The 21,884-nt window shown below is 64.5% G+C and carries 19 protein-coding genes and 1 riboswitch; of the genes, 12 read left to right on the top strand and 7 right to left on the bottom strand.

Translation table 11 applies throughout. From position 1 onward, the window contains the following. Positions 1-36: 36 nt before the first annotated feature. A complete protein-coding gene (locus tag IVA87_RS00205) occupies positions 37-492 on the top strand; it encodes an SRPBCC family protein (protein ID WP_247299794.1) in 456 nt (151 codons plus the stop codon). A gap of 12 nt (positions 493-504) precedes the next feature. Here IVA87_RS00205 and IVA87_RS00200 read toward each other — a convergent pair whose 3' ends face one another. Continuing rightward, positions 505-1,674: a DNA topoisomerase IB gene (locus IVA87_RS00200; protein WP_247332299.1), complete on the bottom strand. Its 1,170-nt coding sequence runs from the start codon at positions 1,672-1,674 to the stop codon at positions 505-507. 398 nt (positions 1,675-2,072) lie between these two features. Here IVA87_RS00200 and acs point away from each other — a divergent pair, with 398 nt between their 5' ends. Together acs and IVA87_RS00190 are read left to right on the top strand one after the other, a co-directional pair. After that, on the top strand, positions 2,073-4,019 hold the full coding sequence (gene acs / locus IVA87_RS00195; RefSeq protein WP_247332297.1) for an acetate--CoA ligase: 1,947 nt from the start codon (positions 2,073-2,075) through the stop codon (positions 4,017-4,019). 330 nt (positions 4,020-4,349) lie between these two features. After that, positions 4,350-4,865, top strand: a complete 516-nt coding sequence (locus IVA87_RS00190) for a L,D-transpeptidase (RefSeq protein WP_247300060.1) — start codon at positions 4,350-4,352, stop codon at positions 4,863-4,865. Between the two features lie 55 nt (positions 4,866-4,920). On the opposite strand, the gene IVA87_RS00185 is transcribed toward IVA87_RS00190, so the two are convergent. Next, entirely contained in the window at positions 4,921-5,505 is a 585-nt protein-coding gene (locus tag IVA87_RS00185) for a thermonuclease family protein (RefSeq protein WP_247332295.1), read from the bottom strand. Positions 5,506-5,605: 100 nt separating this feature from the next. On the opposite strand from IVA87_RS00185, the gene IVA87_RS00180 reads away from it, so the two are divergent. After that, positions 5,606-5,854 carry a hypothetical protein gene (locus IVA87_RS00180; RefSeq protein WP_247299775.1) on the top strand — a complete coding sequence of 83 codons (249 nt, stop codon included), beginning with the start codon at positions 5,606-5,608 and terminating at the stop codon, positions 5,852-5,854. 145 nt (positions 5,855-5,999) lie between these two features. Here the strand turns inward: IVA87_RS00180 and IVA87_RS00175 are convergent, their stop codons facing one another. Then, positions 6,000-6,197 carry a DUF1674 domain-containing protein gene (locus tag IVA87_RS00175; protein ID WP_247279992.1) on the bottom strand — a complete coding sequence of 66 codons (198 nt, stop codon included), beginning with the start codon at positions 6,195-6,197 and terminating at the stop codon, positions 6,000-6,002. Positions 6,198-6,386: 189 nt separating this feature from the next. Here IVA87_RS00175 and IVA87_RS00170 point away from each other — a divergent pair, with 189 nt between their 5' ends. The 3 genes from IVA87_RS00170 (at position 6,387) to purH (ending at position 11,369) form a co-directional block, all read left to right on the top strand. Continuing rightward, entirely contained in the window at positions 6,387-7,733 is a 1,347-nt protein-coding gene (locus IVA87_RS00170) for a transcription antitermination factor NusB (RefSeq protein ID WP_247332294.1), read from the top strand. A 159-nt stretch (positions 7,734-7,892) separates the two neighbouring features. Continuing rightward, entirely contained in the window at positions 7,893-9,611 is a 1,719-nt protein-coding gene (locus tag IVA87_RS00165) for a heparinase II/III family protein (protein WP_247300058.1), read from the top strand. 59 nt (positions 9,612-9,670) lie between these two features. After that, positions 9,671-9,752: riboswitch (ZMP/ZTP riboswitch) on the top strand. A 24-nt stretch (positions 9,753-9,776) separates the two neighbouring features. Continuing rightward, positions 9,777-11,369 (top strand): bifunctional phosphoribosylaminoimidazolecarboxamide formyltransferase/IMP cyclohydrolase, encoded by a 1,593-nt coding sequence (gene purH / locus IVA87_RS00160; RefSeq protein ID WP_247299771.1) that lies wholly within the window; start codon positions 9,777-9,779, stop codon positions 11,367-11,369. 121 nt (positions 11,370-11,490) lie between these two features. Here purH and IVA87_RS00155 read toward each other — a convergent pair whose 3' ends face one another. After that, positions 11,491-12,876, bottom strand: a complete 1,386-nt coding sequence (locus tag IVA87_RS00155) for an MFS transporter (RefSeq protein WP_247299769.1) — start codon at positions 12,874-12,876, stop codon at positions 11,491-11,493. Positions 12,877-12,977: 101 nt separating this feature from the next. Between IVA87_RS00155 and ggt the strand changes: the two genes are divergently transcribed. Beyond that, positions 12,978-14,729 carry a gamma-glutamyltransferase gene (gene ggt, locus IVA87_RS00150; RefSeq protein ID WP_247299767.1) on the top strand — a complete coding sequence of 584 codons (1,752 nt, stop codon included), beginning with the start codon at positions 12,978-12,980 and terminating at the stop codon, positions 14,727-14,729. 23 nt (positions 14,730-14,752) lie between these two features. Here ggt and IVA87_RS00145 read toward each other — a convergent pair whose 3' ends face one another. Next, positions 14,753-15,418 carry a glutathione S-transferase gene (locus tag IVA87_RS00145; protein WP_247299765.1) on the bottom strand — a complete coding sequence of 222 codons (666 nt, stop codon included), beginning with the start codon at positions 15,416-15,418 and terminating at the stop codon, positions 14,753-14,755. Between the two features lie 158 nt (positions 15,419-15,576). On the opposite strand from IVA87_RS00145, the gene IVA87_RS00140 reads away from it, so the two are divergent. The 4 genes from IVA87_RS00140 to panE all read left to right on the top strand — a co-directional run bounded on the left by IVA87_RS00140 (position 15,577) and on the right by panE (position 19,317). Next, a complete protein-coding gene (locus IVA87_RS00140) occupies positions 15,577-16,158 on the top strand; it encodes a DUF2239 family protein (RefSeq protein ID WP_247299763.1) in 582 nt (193 codons plus the stop codon). Positions 16,159-16,240: 82 nt separating this feature from the next. Beyond that, complete coding sequence (locus tag IVA87_RS00135) at positions 16,241-17,590, top strand: MATE family efflux transporter (RefSeq protein WP_247299761.1); 1,350 nt, start codon at positions 16,241-16,243, stop codon at positions 17,588-17,590. Between the two features lie 94 nt (positions 17,591-17,684). After that, positions 17,685-18,293 carry a 2-hydroxychromene-2-carboxylate isomerase gene (locus IVA87_RS00130; protein WP_247299759.1) on the top strand — a complete coding sequence of 203 codons (609 nt, stop codon included), beginning with the start codon at positions 17,685-17,687 and terminating at the stop codon, positions 18,291-18,293. 100 nt (positions 18,294-18,393) lie between these two features. Continuing rightward, complete coding sequence (gene panE / locus IVA87_RS00125) at positions 18,394-19,317, top strand: 2-dehydropantoate 2-reductase (protein WP_247299757.1); 924 nt, start codon at positions 18,394-18,396, stop codon at positions 19,315-19,317. Positions 19,318-19,482: 165 nt separating this feature from the next. Here panE and IVA87_RS00120 read toward each other — a convergent pair whose 3' ends face one another. Together IVA87_RS00120 and IVA87_RS00115 are read right to left on the bottom strand one after the other, a co-directional pair. Next, positions 19,483-20,076, bottom strand: coding sequence for a c-type cytochrome (locus tag IVA87_RS00120; RefSeq protein WP_247299755.1), 594 nt, complete (start codon positions 20,074-20,076; stop codon positions 19,483-19,485). 200 nt (positions 20,077-20,276) lie between these two features. Then, positions 20,277-21,551, bottom strand: a complete 1,275-nt coding sequence (locus IVA87_RS00115; protein ID WP_247299753.1) for a PQQ-dependent sugar dehydrogenase — start codon at positions 21,549-21,551, stop codon at positions 20,277-20,279. Positions 21,552-21,884: the final 333 nt, after the last annotated feature.

The following is a 21,884-nucleotide window of genomic DNA, read 5'->3' as shown; positions in this document are numbered from 1 at the left end:
CGCCATGTCCGAGTGTGAGCCCAGGGATGATCGCCAATGACCGAACCGTTCATAGTGCGACGCGAGACCCAGATCGCCGCCCCGCGCGCGACTGTTTTCGCCTATCTGACCGACCCCGAGAAGATTTTGAGCTGGATGGGTTCCGACGCGACCACGGAGCCGCATCCCGGCGGGCTCTATCTTCTGAAGGGCGTCGGCCCGCGCGGCGGCGTCGCCCGCGGCGCTTTCCGCGAGGTCGTGCCGGTGCATCGTCTCGCCTACACGTTCGGCTGGGAGGGCGGCCAGGAAGTGCCGCCCGGCTCGAGCCTGGTCGAGATCGATCTGATTGAGCAGGACGGCGGCACGTTGCTGCGGATGACCCACAGCGGCTTGCCGACCGCAGAACAGGCCGCCGCACATGCGACGGGGTGGGCACACTATCTGGAACGGCTCACCACGGCCGCTGCGGGCGGCGATCCCGGTCCGGACCGCGGCGTTTCGAACAAAGCGTAGCCGACAGGCGGATCAGACCGCCGCGGTCGCCACCACTTGCGCCAGAAGCTGCTCGCGCCTCGCCTGCGAGCGCTGGCCCTTCATGGTCGCGGCAAAGCGTTCGAGGATGCCGTCCTCGAAGGCGGTGACGATGGTGTCGTGGACGTAGCTCTTGCGGCAGATCGCCGGCGTGTTGGAGAGCTGGTCGGCGGCGGCGCGGATTGCGTCAAGCACCTGCTTCTTGCGGCCACGCTGGCTGGTCGCCGGCGTGATCCGCGACAGCGATTCCACGACCACGGCGGACGCCATCAGCGTGCGAAAATCCTTCAGCGAGATCTTGATGCCGGCGATCTCGCGCAGAAACGCATTCACCTGCGTGGTATTGACCGCGCGCACGATGCCGTAGGCATCGCGATACTGGAACATGCGCTTGCCCGGAACGCGCTGCAAAATGCCGATGGCGCGGACTAGCTTGGCTGCGTCGCACTCCTTCCGCACCGCCTTGCCGCCCTTCGCCTTGAAGGTCATCACAAAGCAATCGTCTTCCAGCGTGACGTTGGACTTGAGCAGCGTGGTGGCGCCGCGAGTGCCGTTGAGACGGGCGTAGGATTCGTTGCCCGGACGGATCGCGGTGCGGGCGATCAGTTCGATGACGGCCGAGAGCGCGAATTCGCGCGTCGGCTCGTCGCCCGACAGGAACGCCGAGACCTTGCGCCGGATTTTGGGCAGCGCGCCGACAAGCTTCTCCAGGCGATGCGCCTTGCGGTGCTCGCGGACCTTCTCCCAATCGGCGTGATAGCGATATTGCAGCCGACCCGCGGCATCGCGTCCCACGGCCTGGAGATGCGAGCTCGGATCGGCGGAGTAGCGCACCTCCCGGTAAGCTGGCGGCACTGCCATGGCGTGCAGCCGGCGGATGGTGCGGGCGTCGCGGATATGGGCCCCGTTCGGGCGGACGAAGGAATAGCCCTTGCCGCGCTTGATGCGCCGGATGGTCAGCTCGTTTTGGTCGCTGAGCCGTAGGCCGAGTTCCCTTGCGAGCGCCTCGACGGTTGCCGCCGGCCTCGTGTCGAAGGTCTTTTTGGGGCTGGAACGCCCAAAACCAGCTGGTTTCGGCCATTGTCCAAGGGCTTTGGCGAGGGCAATGGCCGCAGGATCGGCTGAAGCGGGCCGCATCGTCCCGAGATTCTGCTGATCCATCATAGTGTTAAGCCTTGGCCCTGTGTCTTACCGTTCAATGCCGCTGTTCTGATTTTTGTTCCTGGGGTCTCTTTGGACCCGGGTTGGCCATTTAGGGTGTTCCGAACCGTATTGCGAGTCCTGAATCAGTGATAGGCGGTTGCCAAATACCTCCAGACGGCGCATGCGGCTCTGCACGCCGCTATTTCGGCGATCTGGGTAAAGAGCCGAAAGGCGCCCTTGGCCGGCTTCAGATTTGCGCCAGCCGCCATCGCGGACCTTGATCCTCCGCATGGTCGGCCGCCCGCCGAAGGTCCAGCTTGTGCTCCTTGTCGGGTCCGGTTAGCCCGACGCATAATCGTTCAGCGATCAAGTCGGCTTGCCAATCGCATGCGTTCGGCTTGCCGTATGTGGAGGGAAACATGTCCGAGAAGATCTACGACGTACCCGCAGAGTGGGCGAAGCGGGCCTGGGTCGACCAGGCCAAGTACAGGGACATGTATGCGCGCTCGATCTCGGACCCGAACGGTTTTTGGGCGGAGCAGGCCAAGCGCATCGACTGGATGAAGGCGCCGACGAAAATCGAGAACGTCTCGTTCGCGCCCGGCAACATCTCGATCAAATGGTTCGAGGACGGCGTTCTTAACGTCGCCCATAATTGCATCGACCGGCATCTGGCCAAGCGTGGCAACCAGACCGCGATCATCTGGGAAGGTGATGATCCCTCCCAATCCCGTCACATCACCTACAAGGAGCTGCACGACGAGGTCTGCCGGATGGCGAACATCCTGCGCACCCGCAACGTTGGGAAGGGCGACCGCGTCACCATCTATCTGCCGATGATCCCGGAAGCGGCCTATGTGATGCTGGCCTGCGCGCGAATCGGCGCGATCCACTCCGTGGTGTTCGCCGGCTTCTCGCCCGACAGCCTCGCCCAGCGCATCAATGACTGCCAATCCAAGGTGATAATCACCGCGGACGAAGGCCTGCGCGGCGGCAAGAAGGTGCCGCTGAAGGCCAATGTCGACGCGGCGCTCGCCAAAACCGACGGCGTCGACTGGGTCGTCGTGGTCAAACGCACCGGCGGCAAGATCGACATGAACCCGACGCGCGACCTCTGGTACCACGAGGCGGCGGCGATGGTGACGACGGAATGCCCGCTTGAGCACATGCATGCCGAGGATCCGCTGTTCATCCTCTATACCTCGGGCTCGACCGGCCAGCCCAAGGGCGTGCTGCACACCTCGGGCGGCTATCTCGTGTTCGCCTCAATGACGCATCAATACGTCTTCGACTATCACGACGGCGACATCTACTGGTGCACCGCCGACGTCGGCTGGGTCACCGGTCACAGCTACATCCTCTACGGGCCGCTCGCCAACGGCGCGACCACGCTGATGTTCGAAGGCGTGCCGAACTATCCCGATAATTCCAGGTTCTGGAACGTCATCGACAAGCACAAGGTCAACATCTTCTACACCGCGCCGACCGCGATCCGCGCGCTGATGCAGTCCGGCGACGAGCCGGTGAAGAAGACCTCGCGCGCCTCGCTTCGTCTGCTCGGTTCGGTCGGCGAGCCGATCAATCCGGAAGCCTGGGAGTGGTATCACCGTGTCGTTGGCGACGACCGCTGCCCGATCGTCGACACCTGGTGGCAGACCGAGACCGGCGGCATCCTGATCACGCCGCTGCCGGGCGCAACAAAACTCAAGCCGGGCTCGGCGACGCAACCGTTCTTCGGCGTTGTGCCGGAGATCGTCGATGCCGACGGTAGGGTGCTCGAGGGCGAGGCCACCGGCAATCTGTGCCTGACGCGATCCTGGCCGGGCCAGATGCGCACGGTCTATGGCGACCATGCCCGCTTCGAACAGACCTATTTTTCGACCTACAAGGGCAAATACTTTACCGGGGATGGCTGCCGGCGTGACGCCGACGGCTATTACTGGATCACCGGCCGCGTCGACGACGTCATCAACGTCTCCGGCCATCGCATGGGCACCGCGGAAGTCGAGAGTGCGCTGGTCGCGCACGAGAAGGTGTCGGAGGCGGCCGTGGTCGGCTTCCCGCACGACATCAAGGGCCAGGGCATCTACGCCTATGTCACGCTGATGGCCGGCGTCGAGCCGACCGACGATCTGCGCAAGGAGCTCGTGACCTGGGTGCGCAAGGAGATCGGCCCGATCGCCTCGCCCGACCAAATCCAGTTCGCCCCGAGCCTGCCCAAAACCCGCTCCGGCAAGATCATGCGCCGCATCCTGCGGAAGATCGCTGAGGACGAGCCGGGCAGCTTAGGGGACACCTCGACGCTGGCCGATCCCGCCGTGGTCGACGACCTCGTCAAGAACCGGCAGAACCGGAAACAAGCATAGGCTCAACCCATCGTCATTCCGGGGCGGTCCTCAGGACCGAACCCGGAATCTCGAGATTCCGGGTCACGCTGTCGCGCGCCCGGAATGACGCGGCTCACATCCTCACGCACTCGTCAGCATGCGCGACGCACGTCCGCCTCTTTCCCGCCGAGTGTTGTTTTCAAGTCATTTACTTTATTTCGAACATTTCCTTTGTTCCCCCCGCTGGCTGGCACTTGGCGGCCGTGCGTGGAAACCATCCGGTTAACAAGCGCGGTTAGGAATGTCTGGGCAAGCCGCAATTGCCGGGTTTGCGTGGTTTGGACGATCCTTTCGGGGCAAGGGAAAATGATATCGATGAGGATTGCGGTGGCGCTGGCCGCCACCATCGGGGTCGGGGTCTTGATGTCGACGGCGGCCGAGGCGCGGCCGGAAATGGTCGGGACGAACCTGGCCGATTATTCGCCGGGCACGATCGTGGTCAAGACCAGCGAGCGGCGGCTCTATCTCATTCTCGATAGCGGCCATGCCGTGCGCTATCCGGTTGGCGTCGGCAAGGCCGGCAAGCAATGGGCCGGCACGACCAAGATCGACGGCAAGTATCTCAATCCGGCCTGGGCACCGCCTGCCGAGGTGAAGCGCGACAAGCCGAACATTCCCGACGTCATCCCGGGCGGCTCGCCTCGCAACCCGATGGGCGTTGCGGCGATGACGCTGTCCGGCGGCGAATATGCGATCCACGGCACCAACGTGCCGGGCTCGATCGGCGGCTTCGTCTCCTATGGCTGTATCCGCATGCTCAACGACGACATCACCGATCTCTATGGCCGCGTCCCCGTGGGCACGACGGTGGTCGTCACGCACTGATCGAAGAGACCGGGAGAGGATTGCGAAAGCCGCGTCTTGCGACGCGGCTTTTTTGTTACCAGAAACGCCAGCCCCGCGCGCACCAGCCGTCGCGATGGCCGCCATTGTAACTGCGCACGTAACCGCCCGCGAGCAGCGTGGCCGCGACGTTGGCAGTCCGCCGGGTCGCGACATCAGCGAGAATGCGTCCGTATTTGTCGGGTCCGAGATTGGAAATCGTCACGTCCCCCTGACCGAGCAGATTGCGCAGCGCATCGGTGGCGGCTTCGGCCTTGTTCAGCTCATCCTGGCAGGATGCCTTCAGTTCCGGCGCATCGATGCCGCGCAGGCGAACCCGCACAACGAGATGGCCGCCGCTGCGCTGATGCACGCGCGCCAGAAACGTGTCGCCGTCGACAGTGCGGATGACCTCGACCGGCTGGCGAGCGCCAGCATCTCCCGCCTGCTGGAGGACGACTTCGGTGGTCTGGCGTTCGGGCCCATGCGGGACGGGCCAGTTCGTGCCGTGCCGGAAGGCAAGCACGACAGCCGTCACGACGCCGACCACGAACATCCAGGGCAACAGTCCGGAGAATCGGCGATGCAACGGAGAGCCGCCGAACTGCGGCCGATAGGCACTAGGGCGATTGGGCAGGCGCATCCAGCCAAGCTAGGGCTGAGTCGGGGAAACGGACAAGTGCGACGCTCCAGATGCGACAATTCCGATCGACAGACGAGCCCTGCAGGAAAGTCCCACTTTCATGGATTGTCGACTCGATGGGCGAGGCAAACGAATTCGCGGTGCGGCGGGAGCGGATCGTGTCGCCAACTTCGCGCTCGTCGGCGGCGCATTCGTCTTCTCGGTGCTGAACATCGCCGGCCCGATCGTCGCACCGCGAGGTGCTGTTACAGCTCGCGGTGGCAAGAAGACAATCGAGATTCCCTGTTTCGGTCGTGGTGACGGGATCGGCGACGACGCGCATGCGGCCAAAACATTCAAGGAAGCCTGATCGGCATCGAGCAGATGGAATCCGAGCAGAGAATAAGCAAGCCGCGCGGGCAAGTTCATCGAGATCATGTCGCCTGTCGCTCACCGAGCGCGAGCATCGCGATCTGTGATGGCCACGGCGGACATCCCGCTGGACCAGCAAGGGCTCAAAAGTCGGAAGCGATGCCCTTGCTCTCCCAATCGCCGTAGCGAGTGGGCTCTGGTCCCTTGGGTCCCTGAAGCTCCTTCGGCCGCGCTTTGGCTTCGGCTGCCGCGGCCTGCCGTCGCGCCTCGGCTTCAGCCAGCGCGCGCTGGGCTGCGGGCGGCAGCGGCTTGCGATCGGGAACGGAAGGCTGGTCACTCATCGTGCGGCTCTTCTAGCGCAGGACGGCCCGCAGCGCGACGTCCAATAACGCATCCCTGAAATGGGGCCCAAGGGCTGAAAAAGCCGGAAGCGATTCTTACATTTGGCATATTCGCGTGCCACAAACGAGCCGGTTAAGGCATGCGCCCATCGCGGCGGAACTGCCGCTCGCTCAGAACCTTGCTTCCGCATGCCATCTCAACGTTTCGCCCCTCCGTCCGAAGTGCCAGGTCTTGCGGCACGGCGGATTGCCGCCGACATCGTCGACGGCGTGCTGCACAAGCACCGCACGCTCGACGACCAACTCGACGGAAGCGGCGCTCATCCCGGACTGAAGTCGCTGGCCGACCGCGACCGCGCGCTGATGCGGCGCCTGGTCGCCACCGTGCTGCGCCGCCTCGGCACGCTTGGCCACGTGCTCTCCCGCCTGCTCGACAAGGGCATTCCCTCCGACGCACCGCGTGCGCAGAGCGCGCTCCTGATCGGCGCGGCGCAGATCCTCTGGATGGACGTGCCCGACCACGCCGCCGTCGATCTCTCCGTTCGCCTCGTGCAATCCGACCGGCGCGCCGCGCGTTATGCCGGGCTCGTCAATGCCGTGCTGCGCCGCTGCGCGCGCGAGGGCAAGGCTCTGGTCGAGGAAGTTGCCACGCAATCGCTGGACCTGCCGCCATGGCTGCTCGCGCGCTGGAGCGCGCATTATGGCGAGGCGACAGCGAGAGACATGGCGCTCGCGCTCGGCCACGAGCCGTCGCTCGATCTGACGGTGAAGTCGGATGCCGCGCAATGGGCAAGCCGCCTGCATGGCGAGACGCTGCCGACCGGGACCGTGCGGATGCTGCTGCATGGCGCGGTGACCATGCTGCCGGGCTTTGCCGAGGGACAATGGTGGGTGCAGGACGCCGCGGCCGCGCTGCCCGCTCGGCTGTTCGGTGATATCAACGGCAAGTCCATCGCCGATCTCTGCGCTGCCCCCGGCGGCAAGACCGCGCAGCTGGCACATGCCGGCGCGCATGTCACGGCCATCGACCGCTCGCCCGCCCGGGTGGCGCGGCTGCGCGAAAACCTGCGGCGATTGTCGCTCCAGGCCGAGACGGTCGTCGCTGACGCCGTTGAATGGGCCGGCCCTGCCGAAGCCTTCGACGGTATTTTAATCGATGCGCCCTGCACCTCGACCGGTACGATCCGCCGTCATCCCGACGTGGCATGGCTCCGGCAGCAATCCGACATCGCCGCCCTGACCGCGCTCCAGCAGCGGCTGCTGCGCAAATCCCTGTCGCTGCTTAAATCCGGCGGGACGCTGGTCTACTGCACCTGTTCGCTGGAACCCGAAGAGGGTGAGCAGGCCATCGCTGCGCTGCTGGCCGCAGAGCCCGCGCTTCGCCGCGTTCCAATCGAGGCGTCCGAGGTCGCAGGTCTCGACGAAATCCTCACCGCGGAAGGCGATCTGCGCACCCTGCCCAGTCATCTTCCAAACGCCGATCCCAAGCTCGGCGGGCTCGACGGATTCTACGCGGCTCGGCTCGTTAAATCCTGATTTTGCACTGGATTTTGCACCCCCGACGCTAATTCGCACCCTTTCAAGGTGGTGTCAGCCGTGCGATTTTGGGATTAATAAGGATTCGTCGGAATCCTCCTCTCCCCTTCAAGGCAAGGCGTGTCGGTCGCTCAACGCAGACGTATCTCGACGCTGGTGATGAACCGCTTCGCGCGGAACATGCTCGCGCGCGCGAGCGGCGGACCTGTGGCGGTGTCGCGGGTCTGGCCCAGCCGCACCGACCGGCTGATCATCGCGCCGCATGACCTGCGTACCGCGGATGCGACCCGCGCCGCCGAGATCTATGCCGGCCGCTTCGTCTTCGCCGGCAAGATCGTCAATTGCCATGGCCGCTCGATCTTCGATCTCGAACCGCCGTCGGAGGATTGGGAGGTCGCGCTGCTCGGCTTCGGTTGGCTGCGGCACTTACGCGCCGCCGACACCGCGCTGACGCGGGCGAATGCGCGCGCACTGGTCGAGGACTGGATCTCGAACCCTGCCAACAAGCGCCGACCGGTCGCGCGGCGCGCCGACGTGCTGGCGCGGCGCGTGATCTCGCTGCTGTCACAGGCACCCTTGGTGCTCAACGACACCGACAACAAGTTTTACCGCCGTTACTTGCGCGCCCTCGCGCGCGAGATCCGCTTGCTGCGCTACGCCATGCTCGACATTCCCGACGGGGTGCCGAAGCTCCAGGTGCTGATCGCGCTGTGCTACGCGGCGTTATGCCTCGCCAACCAGGCACGCCACATCCGCACCGCCTCGAAAAAGCTCTCCGACGAATTGCAGCGGCAGATCCTGCCCGACGGCGGACACATCTCCCGTAACCCGGGCGCCCTGATCGATCTCCTGATCGACCTGTTGCCGCTGCGACAGACCTTCGCGGCGCGTAACATCGCGCCGCCGCCGGCGCTGCTCAACGCGATCGACCGCATGATGCCGATGCTGCGCTTCTTTCGCCATGGGGACGGCAATTTCGCGCTGTTCAACGGCATGAGTGCGACGCCGTCCGACCTGCTCGCCACGCTGCTCGCCTATGACGATACCCACGGCGCACCGATGGCGAACATGCCGCATACAGGCTTCCAGCGGCTCGACGCCGGCCAGACCACGCTGATCATCGATACCGGACCCCCGCCACCGGCGGGCGTCAGCCACGACGCCCATGCCGGCTGCCTGTCGTTCGAACTGTCCTCCGGCATCAGCCGCATCGTCACCAATTGCGGAATGCCGACCACGGGCCGCGACAATTGGCGGCCGTTCGCACGGGGCACCGCAGCGCATTCGACGCTGGCCTATCACGACACCTCATCCTGCCAGTTCGTCGAGATGTCGGCGATGAAGCGCCTCCTGCACGGCGCGCCCGTCACCAGCGGCCCGGTCGAGGTCGAGAGCTATCGCGAAATTGTCCAGAACGGCACCCTGCTTACAACCTCGCATGACGGCTATTTCGCCAAATTCGGCGCGATTCATCGCCGCGTGCTGATGATCGCCAATGACGGTGCGCGGATCGACGGCGAGGACACGCTGTCGCCGCCGCAAGGCGGACGCTTCAAGGGCGCCGATGCCGATTTCGCGCTGCGCTTCCATCTGCATCCGGCAGTGAAGGCGAGCCGGTTGTCGGATGCGCGCGGCGTCATGCTGGTGCTGCCGAACCGCGACGTCTGGACCTTTGAGGCGCTCGACGACAAGGTCGATCTCGAAGACAGTGTGTTCCTGGCCGGCAATGACGGGCCGCGCCGCACCGCGCAGATCGTGATCCGGCAGGATGCGCGGCAGGCTCCCTCGATCCGCTGGAGTTTTGTGCGTTCCACTGCCTCGCCAGCGGTGACCAATGCGCGCCGTAATGCCCGTCGCGAGCCGGAACTTCCCTTGTAAACAGGCGCGATCCGGCGCTATCTAGCCGTTGAGAGCGACTCCGAAAGCTGCTATCGAGCGCTCGTTCGCGCGACTGGCGACCTTGGATGGAGCACCATCGGGAAGCGCGACACATATCCGCCGCGCGCCTGGGCATAGACACTCCCTGAACAGAGGATCTTGCTCATGACTGACCATCTCCGTCGCGCCACCCGCGCCCTGCTCTCCGTTTCCGACAAGACAGGCCTGATCGAGTTCGCAAAGGCGCTTGCCGTGCACGATGTCGAACTGGTCTCGACCGGCGGCACCGCCAAGGCGATCGCCGCCGCCGGCCTCAAGGTGAAGGACGTCTCCGAGCTGACCGGCTTCCCCGAGATGATGGACGGTCGCGTCAAGACGCTGCATCCGAAGGTGCATGGCGGCCTGCTCGCGATCCGCGACAACAAGGACCATACCGACGCGATGAAGACCCACGGCATCGCGCCGATCGACCTCCTCGTCGTCAACCTCTATCCGTTCGAAGCGACCGTCGACAAACGCGCCGGTTTCGAGGATTGCATCGAGAACATCGACATCGGCGGCCCCGCCATGATCCGCGCCGCCGCGAAGAACCATGACGACGTCGCCGTCGTGGTCGAGGCAGAGGACTACAAGGCCGTGCTCGACGAGCTCGTCGCCAACAACGGCGCAACCACGCTGAAGCTGCGTCGGCGCCTTGCGGCAAAGGCCTATGCCCGCACCGCGGCCTATGACGCCGCGATCTCGAACTGGTTCAACCGGCAGCTCGAAGTCGACGCGCCGGACTTCCGCGCCTTCGGCGGCAGGCTGATCCAGTCGCTGCGCTATGGCGAGAACCCGCACCAGACCGCTGCGTTCTACGCAACCCCCGAGAAGCGCCCGGGCGTCTCGACCGCGCGGCAGCTCCAGGGCAAGGAACTCTCCTACAACAATATCAACGACACCGACGCGGCCTATGAATGCATCGGCGAGTTCGATGCAAAACGCACCGCGGCCTGCGTCATCGTCAAGCACGCCAATCCCTGCGGCGTCGCGGAAGGGCCGAACCTCGTCGAGGCCTATCGCAGGGCGCTGGCCTGCGATTCCACCTCGGCGTTCGGCGGCATCATCGCGATGAATCGTCCGCTCGATGCCGAGACCGCGCGCGAGATCACCAAGATCTTCACCGAGGTCATCATAGCGCCCGATGCCAGCGAAGAGGCGATCGCCATCATCGGCGGTAAGAAGAACCTCCGCCTGTTGCTCGCCGGCAGCCTGCCCGATCCGCGCGCGCCCGGCCTCACCGCCAAAACGGTGGCGGGCGGCCTGCTGGTGCAGAGCCGCGATAATGCCGTGGTCGACGACATGACGTTCAAGGTCGTGACCAAGCGTGCGCCTGATGATGCCGAGATGCGCGACCTGAAATTCGCGTTCCGTGTGGCAAAACACGTGAAGTCCAACACCATTATCTATGCCAAGGACCTCGCCACCGTCGGCATCGGCGCGGGCCAGATGAGCCGGGTGGATTCAGCGCGGATCGCAGCGCGCAAGGCCCAGGACGCGGCGAGTGAGCTGAAGCTCGCCGAGCCGCTCACCAAGGGCTCGGTGGTGGCGTCGGATGCGTTCTTCCCGTTCGCCGACGGCATGCTCGCCTGCATCGAAGCCGGCGCCACCGCCGTGGTGCAACCCGGCGGCTCGATGCGCGACGACGAGGTGATCAAGGCCGCCGACGAGCACGGCATCGCGATGGTCTTCACGGGGACGCGGCACTTCAGGCATTGAATTCGCTGTCATTCCGGGGCGCGCCATTTGGCGCGAGCCCGGAATCCATTTCTCCGCGCGACACGCTGCACGATAGATTCCGGGCTCGCGCTCCGCGCGCCCCGGAATGACGGCAGGAATGCTAATCCCGCACCCGCATCAACAGCCCCAATCCCGCGACGAAGAACACCACCAGCACGGCCATGCCGGCTTTCTGGCTCGCCGTCGCAGCGGTGATCATGCCGATCAACAGCGGACCGATGAAGGACGTCACCTTCCCGGTCAATGCGAACAGGCCGAAATACTGCGCGATGCGGTCCTTCGGCGCCAGACGGATCAGCAGCGTGCGCGAAGCGGCTTGCAACGGGCCGCCGGCGGCGCCGATCAGGCAGCCCAGCACCAGATAGGCACGCTCCGCCGCGCTCGAGAACAGGGCCGCACCCGGCTGCGGCGGCGCGACCTTGACGAACAACACACTGTCCTTGTCGACCAGCAGGATCGCCGCCACGGACAGCAGGAGGATCAGCAGGCTGCCGGCAATCACGCGCTTCGGCCCGAGACGATCGTCGAGCTTGCCGCCAAGCCACGCACCGAGGGCACCGGCGATCGCGAGCATGATGCCGAACGTGCCGATCTGGATCGTGTGCCAGCCGAAGGTGCCGGCGGCATAAATGCCGCCGAACGCGAACAGCGACACCAGACCGTCGGTGTAGATCATGTTGGCGAGCAGGAACGCCGCGAGCGATTTCTGCTTCGGCAGACCTTTGATCGATTGCTTCAGCTCAGACAGTCCTTCGCGCAGTGCCTCGCGCACCGGGCGCTTCGCCGGATAATCCGGCGTGAACAGGAACATCGGCGTCACGAAGATGATGAACCACAGCCCGGTCAACGGCCCGGCGGCACGGTCGCCCTGATGCGTGATCGGGTCGAGCCCGAATAGCGGCATCAAGCCGAGCAGCGTGCGGCCGGTCTCGGGATTGGCGGCGAGCAGGCCGAGCACGATGATCAGGCTGACGATGCCGCCAATGTATCCTGTCGCCCAGCCGGTGCCGGACAGCCGCCCGATCCGCTCCGGCGGCACCAGGGTCGGCATCATCGCGTTGTTGAAGAGGGTAGCGAATTCCGCGCCGACGCTGGCGAGCGCGACGGCGGTGAGCAGCGGCGGAATGATGGCGTCATCGCCGGGCTTGCCGATCCACAGCGTGCAGGACGCCAACACCAGCACCGCGCCGAAACCTGCGATCCATGGTTTCCTGCGGCCCGAAGCATCCGCGATGGCCCCGAGCACTGGCGACAGCAATGCGATCGCAAGGCCCGCGGCCGCCATCGCAAAGCCCCACAGCGATTGACCGGTGGCAGGATTTGGCGCGATGCCGGTCGCGAAATAGGGCGCGAACACGAAGGTGGTGATCAGGGTGAAATAAGGCTGCGCGGCCCAATCGAAGAAGATCCAGCTGACGACGGCGGCGCGCCGCGGATAGGTCCGCGGCACGCCGGCCATGCGCACATCCTGGGCGATCGTCGTCATCACGCAGTCCTCATCACGAACAGTTTTGCCTGTCTCGGGGCAAACCGTATAGCATTGCCGTGACGCGTGTGAACTGGCCGAAAAGCGCGACGGGAATTTTGATGATGTCGTCATATTCGACACGGCGGACATTTTTCGCCGTCATAGCCACGCTGGCGTTCGGTCTTGTCCCTCTGACGGCCCAGGATGCGCGGCGGGGCTATGTCCCGCCCGCGCGCGATATGGTGCGCGCCGCTGCTGCCGAACACGGCATGGTGGTGGCGCAGGAGAAGATATCTGCGCAGGTCGGCGCCGACATCCTGCGGCGTGGCGGCAATGCCGTCGATGCCGCGGTCGCCACCGGCTTTGCGATGGCCGTGACCTATCCGCGCGCAGGAAATATCGGCGGCGGCGGCTTCATGGTGATCCATTCCGCCGATCGCAATGAAGACATCACTATCGACTATCGCGAGACCGCGCCAGCTGCGACCACGCCGCAAGTTTTCCTCGGGCCCGACGGCAAGCCTGACCCGACGAGGTCACGGGATTCCGTGCTTGGCGTCGGCGTGCCCGGCACCGTTGCAGGTCTCGCGCTCGCATTGGAAAAATATGGCTCCGGTCAGTTCACGCTGGCGCAATTGCTCGAGCCGGCGATCGCGCTCGCTCGCGATGGCTTTGTCGTCAGCGACGACATGGCCGATACGCTGCCGGCCTGGCACCGGCGGCTGGCGCGCTGGCCTTCCTCGGCCAAGATCTTCTCGCGCCCCGACGGCACGCCACTTGGCGAAGGCGACAGGCTGGCGCAGGGCGATCTCGCCGAAACGCTATCGGCCGTGGCCGCACAGGGGCCGCGCGGCTTCTATGAGGGGCCAGTTGCGGAGAAACTCGCCAAGGCCGTGGCTGACGCCGGCGGCATCATGACACCTGCCGATCTGAAGTCCTATCAGGCGGTGATCCGCGCGCCGGTGCGCGGCACCTATCGCGGCTACGACATCGTGTCGATGCCGCTGCCATCGTCCGGCGGCGTGGTGCTGGTGGAAACGCTCAACATTCTCGAAGGCTTCCGGCTCGCCGATCTGAAGCAGGGATCGTCGGCATCGCTGCATCTCCTGATCGAAGCCATGAAGCGTGCCTATGCGGACCGCGCGCGCTATCTCGGCGATCCCGCCTTCGTCAACGCACCGATCGAGACGCTGACCGCGAAGGACTACGCTGCCAAGCTGCGCGCGGGCATCTCCGCCGAGCGCGCCACGCCTTCGAAAGAGCTCGTTTCCGCTGCTGTCTCGCCGCGCGAGGGCAGCAACACCACGCATTTCTCCGTCGTCGACGGCCGCGGCAATGCCGTCAGCAACACCTACACATTGAACTTCAGCTATGGCGTCGGCCTCGTTGCCGACGGCACCGGCGTGCTGCTCAATAACGAGCTCGACGACTTCACCGCGGCGGTCGGCGCCTCGAATGCCTACGGCCTCGTCGGCTTCGAGGCCAATCTGCCAGGGCCTGGAAAACGCCCGCTGTCCTCGATGTCACCGACCATCGTGCTCAAAGACGGCAAGCCAGTGCTGGTGACGGGCTCGCCTGGTGGCAGCCGCATCATCTCGACCGTGCTCCAGGTGATCGTGAACGTCCTCGACTACAAGATGGATGTGGCTGCCGCCGTCTCCGTACCGCGGCTGCATCACCAATGGCTGCCGGACGAGGTGCGCGTCGAGAGCGGGTTTCCTGCCGATGTTCTGCTGGAGCTGAAGGCGATGGGCCACTTCGTTGTGGAGCCGATGGGACAGACATCGGCCAATTCGATTCTGGTGACGTCGAATGGGCCGCTCGGCGCGCCCGATCCGCGCACGCGTGGGGCGGAAGCTGCGGGACAGTAACCCTGTCACTGCGCCGAGATGATTTACCGCCCGACCTGATAAGGCCCGCCCTTTTCGAGCGCGCGGTTATACGCCGGCCGCGCGTGGATGCGCTCCAGGAACGCCATCGCCTTCGGATGACCCTGCTCCAGCCCGCCGCGCGCTTGCGCTGCTTCCAGCGGAAAGCTCATCTGGATGTCGGCTGCGGTGAACTCGTTGCCGGCGAACCACTCGCTGTTGCCGAGTTCGCTTTCCCAAAAATCCATGTGCTGCTTGAGCTGCGGATTGACCAGCGCGGTGAGCGCCTGGTTCGAAACCTTGCGCACCAAAGGGCGCAGCAACGCCGGCGCGCGCTTCGGCATCAGCGTGAACAGCAGCTTGAGCAGCAGCGGCTGCATCGCCGACCCTTCCGCATAATGCAGCCAATAGGTGAAGCGCAGCCGTTCCGGCGTGTTCGGTGGCGGGATCAGTTGGCCGTTGCCATAGGTAGCGATGAGATACTCGATGATCGCGCCCGATTCGGCGATGGTGTTGCCGTTGTCTGTAATGACCGGCGATTTGCCGAGCGGATGGATGGCGCGCAGCTCCTTCGGCGCACGCATGTCCGGCTGGCGCTGATAGCGCACGATCTCGTAGGGCACGCCCAATTCCTCGAGCAGCCACAGCACGCGCTGCGAGCGGGAATTGTTGAGGTGGTGAACGGTCAGCATCGCGTGGTCCCCAGCTTGGCTTGGTCGTCGCGCCGTTGGTGCCAGCCCGGGAACACAATGTCGAGCCATCGGTGCGGATATTTTCACCCGGGTATATTGACGCCGTGAATTTACCCGGGTATTAAATCCCCAACACAGTCAATCTGGCAATGATTCCAATGCAAGCCACCTTCACAGCTTTCATGGGCCAGCGCCGGCTGGCCTCGGGAGCGGCCGGCGACGTCGCGCTCGCAGTCAAGCGGGCCGGATCGAAGCCGGACCAGCCGATCATCATTTTCGACGACCGGACTGGCCGGTCGATCGATTTCGACCTGCGCGGCGAGGATCATGAGGTGCTGGCGCGGCTCGCCGAGATCATACCGCCGCCGAGCGAAAGCACCCAACCATCGAGCGAGCCGCGCGGCCGCGGCCGGCCGAAGCTCGGTGTGGTCGCGCGCGAGGTGACGTTACTGCCGCGCCACTGGGAGTGGCTCAACGCGCAACCCGGCGGCGCCTCGGTCGCGCTGCGCAGGCTCGTCGACGAGGCCAGACGCGCCAGCGGCGACAAGGACCGCGAGCGGCAGGCGCGCGATGCGGCCTATCACTTCATGTCGACCATGGCGGGCAATCTGCCGCAGTTCGAGGAAGCCTCGCGCGCGCTGTTCGCGGATGACCGACGGCGCTTCACCAGGCTGATCGCCGACTGGCCGACTGACATCCGCGACCACATCGTCAAGCTCGCCTACAGCGACCTCGCTTAAACCGCGCAGCATTCACCCCATCAACGGCCGAGCCGCGCATCGCGCGGCAACGGCTTCGCACGCTTCGATGAAAGGCAAATTCATGTCCGCATCCGCGCCTCTCTGGACGACGTTTCTTCGCTTCCTCGCACCGCTGATGGCGAGCAACGCGCTGCAATCGCTGTTCGGCACCGTCAGCAACGTCTATCTCGGCCAGATGATCGGCATCGACGCGCTCGCCGCGGTCTCGGCGTTCTTCCCGGTGATGTTCTTCCTGTTCGCCTTCGTCATCGGCCTGAGCACCGGCGCCACCGTCTTGATCGGCCAAGCCTTTGGCGCGGGCGAGCACGGCAGGATCAAGCTCGTCGTCGGCACGACGCTCGCAATCGGTCTCTCGCTCTCGGCAACGGTTGCACTCGCTGGCGGGATCTTCAGCCGGCCATTGATGGTCATGCTGGCAACGCCCGCTGACATCCTCGACCAGGCCAGCGCCTATGCCCGCATCATGCTGCTGACCATGCCGCTCGGCTTCGTCTTCCTGCTGATGACAGCGATGATCCGCGGCGTCGGTGACACGTTGACGCCGCTCCTCGCGCTGGCGCTATCGACCGCGATCGGCCTGGCCCTGACGCCGTTGCTGATCCGCGGCGCCTTCGGCTTGCCGGCAGCGGGCATCACCAGTCCGGCATGGGCAGCCGCAATCGCCAACGCGCTGACGCTGATCGTGCTGGCCGTCCATCTGCTCCGGAGAAAGCATGCACTGGCACCGGACGCTGCACTGCTGCGTCACCTGCGGCTCAACGGCGCCGTGCTCGGAAAAATCCTCGGCATCGGACTGCCGAGCGCAATTGGCATGGTGGTGATGGCGATTGCCGAGCTGGTGCTGCTTGGGCTCGTCAACGGCTTCGGCTCAAACGCCACGGCCGCGTACGGCGCCGTCAATCAGGTGATGGGCTACACGCAATTCACGGCAATGTCGATTTCGATCGCGGTCTCGATCCTCGGTGCGCAAGCGATCGGCGGCGGCGACAGGGTGCGGTTCGAGGGCATCGTGCGCACCGGCCTCGCGTTCAATGTCGTCCTGACCGGCGGGCTGGTGGCGCTGATCTATCTGGTACCGCGCGCCGTGCTCGGCATCTTCATCACGGACGGCGCCGTGCTCGATCTGGCGAAGACTCTCCTCTACATCGCCCTGTGGAGCTCGGTTCCGTTTGGCCTCGCCACGGTGTTCTCGGGCGCCCTGCGCGGCGCCGGCATCGCCTTGACGCCGATGCTGCTCTCGATCTTCGCCATCGTCGCGATCGAGCTGCCGGCTGCAACGATACTAAGCCGCACGATTGGCCTTGAGGGCGTATGGGCCGCCTATCCGATCGTGTTCTGCGCCATGTTCGTTTTGCAGATGGGCTGTTATCTCCTGGTGTGGCGCAAGCAGGCGATCCGGCGTCTGCTCTGACGGGATCATCAAGGCATTATGACCATCATTAAACGATGGACCTGTCGCGCGGCCTGCGCCACAATGGATGAAAAGCGCCGCCAGGGAGATCGAATTGACCCGCACAGCCCCGCAATTCCTGTTCGATTTCGGCAGCCCGAATGCCTATCTCAGCCATCTGGCGATCCCGGCAATCGAGCAACGCATCGGCGTCAAGTTCGAATATGTGCCGATCCTGCTCGGCGGCATCTTCAAGGCGACCAACAACAAGTCGCCAGCCGAGACGCTCGCTGGCATCAAGAACAAGCGCGAGTTTCAGGCGGTCGAGACCGAGCGCTTCATCAAGCGCTTCAAAGTCCAGCCCTACGCCATGAATCCGTTCTTCCCCGTCAACACGTTGAACTTGATGCGCGCGGCGATCGCGGCGCAGCTCGAGGGCGTGTTCGAGACCTATGTCGAGGCCGCCTTCCACCACATGTGGCGCGAGCCGAAGAAGATGGACGATCCTGAGATCGCGGCGAAGGCGCTGGCGTCATCCGGCCTCGATGCGCAAAAGTTATTCGCCCGCGCGCAGGAACCCGAGGTGAAAGGCAGACTGATCAAGAATACCGAGGAGGCGGTGGCGCGCGGCGCGTTCGGCTCGCCGACCTTCTTCGTCGGCAACGAGATGTTCTTCGGCAAGGAGCAGCTGCGCGAGGTCGAGGAGATGGTGTCGGGAAAGTGAATGGCGCGAATGGTGAGTAGCGAATAGCGAGTGGAAAGCGAAGCTGCTATTCGCTACTCCCTATTCGCCATTCGCCAAGAATAACTACGGAGTTCTCCCCATGCGCATCCTCGTGGTCGGCGCCGGCGCCATCGGCGGCTATTTTGGTGGCAGGCTGTTGCAGGCCGGCCGCGACGTCACCTTTCTGGTCCGGCCGCGCCGCGCCAGCGAGCTCGCGAGCGCCGGCCTCGTCATCAAGAGCCCGAATGGCGATGTGACGCTGAAGGCGCCGCCGACCGTGCAAGCGGACAAGCTCGCGGAAAAATTCGACGTCGTGCTGCTGAGCTGCAAGGCGTTCGACCTCGACGACGCCATCAAGTCGTTCGCGGCCGCCGTCGGGCCGAACACCGCGATCATCCCCATGCTCAACGGCATGAAGCATCTCGACGTCCTCGACGACAAGTTCGGCAAGGAGCGCGTGCTCGGCGGCCTCTGCGCCATCGCCGCGACCCTCAACGAGCAGCGCGAGGTGGTGCAGCTCCAGCCGATGCAATCGATCAATTACGGCGAGCGCGACGGCAAGCTGTCGGACCGCGTCAAGGCGATCGACGAGGCCTTCAGGAGCGGTATCAATGGCGCCAGCGCCAGCCAGAACATCCTGCAGGACATGTGGGAGAAGTGGGTGTTCCTCTCCACGCTCGCAGCGTCCACCAGCCTGATGCGCAGCTCCGTCGGCAACATTCTCGCTGCCCCCGGCGGCAGGGACTTTCTGCTCGGCATGCTGGACGAGACCAGCGCGATTGCCGCTGCGTCGGGCTATCCGCCGGGCGGACCGTTCTTCGAGCGCGTGAAGGGCAATCTGACCACCGAGGGCTCGCCGATGACGGCATCCATGTTCCGCGACATCAAGGCCGGCCTGCCGGTCGAAGCCGATCACGTCATCGGCGATCTCATCGCGCGTGGGGATGCGGCGAAGGTTCCCGTGCCGAAGCTGCGCATCGCGTATACGCATCTGAAGGCGTATGAGAAGCAGAGGGCGGGGTAGGGACCGCCCCGACGAAGGCCGAGACCCACACTGCGTGATCTATCGCAAGCGACGCTATCAGTACCGCGCGACGATCGAAGAACGACCTGTCTTCGCCAAACCACACCTTGTGGTTATCGGTCCCGTCCTCGAGACGACGGTGGAGTTTGGGGCAACAGCCTTGCGCTACTGCAAATGCGCCAGGTAGTGCGCGACCGCTGTAATCTCTTCCTCGCTCATGTGATAGGCGACATCGGCCATCGCGGCGACGCCGCCGCCGACGCGCTGCCCGGCCTTGTAGTCGTGCAGCGCCTTCACGAGATATTCCTCGCGCTGGCCCGCGAGCCGTGCCACGGCCTTGGTGCCAGCGTAGCTGTCGGTATGGCATGAGGCGCAGCGGCGGCCGGCGGCGACCTGGGCGCCTTTCTTCGACAAGTCCGGGTCCTCGTCTTCCGGTGCCTTCGGCGGCGCCAGCTGCGAAAAATAGGCGCCGAAATTGCGAATGTCCTCGTTGCTGATCTCTTCGACGATCGGCTGCATCTGATCGTTCTTGCGCGAGCCGGCGCGGAAGAACACCAGCTGCCATTGCAGGAATTGATCGGGTTGGCCGGCGAGCGAGGGGACGTTCTCGGTCTGCGAAATGCCGTTCTCGCCGTGGCAGCCGGCGCAGGCGGCCGCCTTCTCTTTGATCGCGGCATTATCGGCGGCCTGCGCCGAAACGAACGCAAGCGCCGCGAGCGATAGCGCGCCGGTGACATACGGAAAAAACTGGCGGCGCATGATTAGGACTTCCGATCTGTCGAGTTCGTCATTGCGGGCGGGGGGCGCCGCTTGGCGGGAGCCGGAATCCATAACCCCCGCTCGTGGATATGGTTTCCGGACTTGCGCGCAAGTGGCGCGCAATCGGGAACGACATCGAAGTTGAGAGCAAACGAGGCTGCGGCAGCTCGCGACCACCGCAGCCTCTTATCGTCCGCGCGCTACTTCTTGCTGTAGCTGATGCGATAGATCGCGCCGGCCCAGTCGTCGGCCACGAGGATCGAGCCGTCCTTGGCGAGAAGGATGTCGTTGGGACGGCCGAGATAGCCCTGATCACCCTCGAGCCAGCCGGAGGCGAAGATTTCCTGCTTGGGATTCTTGCCGTCAGGCCCGACGATCACGCGCACGATGCGTGCGCCCTGGTACTTGTGCCTATTCCAGGAGCCGTGCTCGGCGATCAGGATATTGTTCTTGTACTCGGCGGGGAATTGGTCGCCGGTATAGAACTTCATGCCGAGCGGAGCGACATGCGCGCCGAGATTCAGCACCGGCGGCGTGAACTCGGAGCATTTGTGGCCCATCGCGAACTTGTCATCAGGCAAATTGCCCTGGTGGCAATAGGGATAGCCGAAATGCTCACCGATCCTGTTGATCATGTTCAGCTTGTCTGAGGGCAGATCATCGCTGATCCAATCGCGCGCGTTCTCGGTGAACCAGTATTTGCCGGTGCGCGGATCGACGTCCCCGCCGACCGAGTTGCGGACGCCGAGCGCCCAGATCTCGGCGTTGCCGGTCTTGGGATCGACGCGCCGGATCTGCGAGACGCTGGTCGGCGGGATGCCGACATTGAACGGCGGCCCGAACGGCAGGAAGAACCAGCCATCCTTGTCGACCGCGATATATTTCCAGCCATGCGCGGCATAGGACGGCATGTCGTCATAGACGACCTTGCCCTCGCCGAGATTGTCGAGCTTGGCTTCGGCGTCGTCATAGCGGATCAGCTTGTCGACGGCGATGACGTAGAGCGCGCCGTCCTTGAAGGCGAGACCGGTGGGCATGTTCAGGCCCTTGAGGACGGTCTTGACCTCCTTCTTTCCGTTGTTGTCCTTGATGGCATAGACGTTGCCGAGGCCGAACGAGCCGACGAACAGCGTGCCCTTGTCGCCCCAGGCCATCTGCCGGGCGGCCAGCACGCCGGAGGCATAGACCTCGATCTTGAAGCCCGGCGGCAGCTTGATCTTCTTGACGATGTTGGCGAGCTCGGTGTCGGAAGCGCCGGTCGGCGGACCCGATGGCGGCGCGAGGCCCTTCTGCGCCTCGGTCTCGTCGCCGAGGAACCAGTCATCCGGCGGATGGGTCCAGAACTCCTTGGTACCGGATTCGTATTTCTTCAGCGCCCGGTTCTTGTCCTGCTGTTGCGCATTGCCAGCGCTCGTCCCCGCGAGAAGGGCAACGGCTGCAAGCGCCAACACGGATCGATGGAACATCGATGTCATCGCGTCACTCCCCAAAGGCAGCCGTCAGGGCTGCAATTTATTTTGTTTTGCTAGTCGAGAGGCGAAGTTTGGAGTCTGCCGGGAGGCAGACGCAAAAAGGCTAGCACATCTGCGAGCGCTGAGAAGGGCATCGCATGCACTGCGGTTGCTCTCCGGAAAAATTGAGACGGAATGTCAATGGGGGCGAACGGCGCGATGCCAACGCTCCCGCTGCAACGCGGAATCAATAGGGCGCGTGACCATTTTCAGGCGGCGCGAGGGTGGACATCCAAAAAATGCGAAAACAACCCCATGCACAGTAGAACGGCTCTCGCCAGCCTGCGCTCGGCGACA

The organism is Bradyrhizobium sp. 147, from assembly GCF_023073935.1.
Classification (GTDB): domain Bacteria; phylum Pseudomonadota; class Alphaproteobacteria; order Rhizobiales; family Xanthobacteraceae; genus Bradyrhizobium.
This window is presented reverse-complemented; position numbering and strand designations above follow the sequence as displayed.

What these genes read in the sequence shown, in the direction of transcription:
- IVA87_RS00205 (WP_247299794.1), top strand. Translation starts at nt 37, where the DNA reads ATGACCGAACCGTTCATAGTGCGACGCGAGACCCAGATCGCCGCCCCG.
- IVA87_RS00200 (WP_247332299.1), bottom strand. Translation starts at nt 1,674, where the DNA reads ATGATGGATCAGCAGAATCTCGGGACGATGCGGCCCGCTTCAGCCGAT.
- acs (WP_247332297.1), top strand. Translation starts at nt 2,073, where the DNA reads ATGTCCGAGAAGATCTACGACGTACCCGCAGAGTGGGCGAAGCGGGCC.
- IVA87_RS00185 (WP_247332295.1), bottom strand. Translation starts at nt 5,505, where the DNA reads ATGCGCCTGCCCAATCGCCCTAGTGCCTATCGGCCGCAGTTCGGCGGC.
- IVA87_RS00180 (WP_247299775.1), top strand. Translation starts at nt 5,606, where the DNA reads ATGGATTGTCGACTCGATGGGCGAGGCAAACGAATTCGCGGTGCGGCG.
- IVA87_RS00175 (WP_247279992.1), bottom strand. Translation starts at nt 6,197, where the DNA reads ATGAGTGACCAGCCTTCCGTTCCCGATCGCAAGCCGCTGCCGCCCGCA.
- IVA87_RS00170 (WP_247332294.1), top strand. Translation starts at nt 6,387, where the DNA reads ATGCCATCTCAACGTTTCGCCCCTCCGTCCGAAGTGCCAGGTCTTGCG.
- IVA87_RS00165 (WP_247300058.1), top strand. Translation starts at nt 7,893, where the DNA reads ATGAACCGCTTCGCGCGGAACATGCTCGCGCGCGCGAGCGGCGGACCT.
- purH (WP_247299771.1), top strand. Translation starts at nt 9,777, where the DNA reads ATGACTGACCATCTCCGTCGCGCCACCCGCGCCCTGCTCTCCGTTTCC.
- IVA87_RS00155 (WP_247299769.1), bottom strand. Translation starts at nt 12,876, where the DNA reads ATGACGACGATCGCCCAGGATGTGCGCATGGCCGGCGTGCCGCGGACC.
- ggt (WP_247299767.1), top strand. Translation starts at nt 12,978, where the DNA reads ATGATGTCGTCATATTCGACACGGCGGACATTTTTCGCCGTCATAGCC.
- IVA87_RS00145 (WP_247299765.1), bottom strand. Translation starts at nt 15,418, where the DNA reads ATGCTGACCGTTCACCACCTCAACAATTCCCGCTCGCAGCGCGTGCTG.
- IVA87_RS00140 (WP_247299763.1), top strand. Translation starts at nt 15,577, where the DNA reads ATGCAAGCCACCTTCACAGCTTTCATGGGCCAGCGCCGGCTGGCCTCG.
- IVA87_RS00135 (WP_247299761.1), top strand. Translation starts at nt 16,241, where the DNA reads ATGTCCGCATCCGCGCCTCTCTGGACGACGTTTCTTCGCTTCCTCGCA.
- panE (WP_247299757.1), top strand. Translation starts at nt 18,394, where the DNA reads ATGCGCATCCTCGTGGTCGGCGCCGGCGCCATCGGCGGCTATTTTGGT.
- IVA87_RS00120 (WP_247299755.1), bottom strand. Translation starts at nt 20,076, where the DNA reads ATGCGCCGCCAGTTTTTTCCGTATGTCACCGGCGCGCTATCGCTCGCG.
- IVA87_RS00115 (WP_247299753.1), bottom strand. Translation starts at nt 21,551, where the DNA reads ATGACATCGATGTTCCATCGATCCGTGTTGGCGCTTGCAGCCGTTGCC.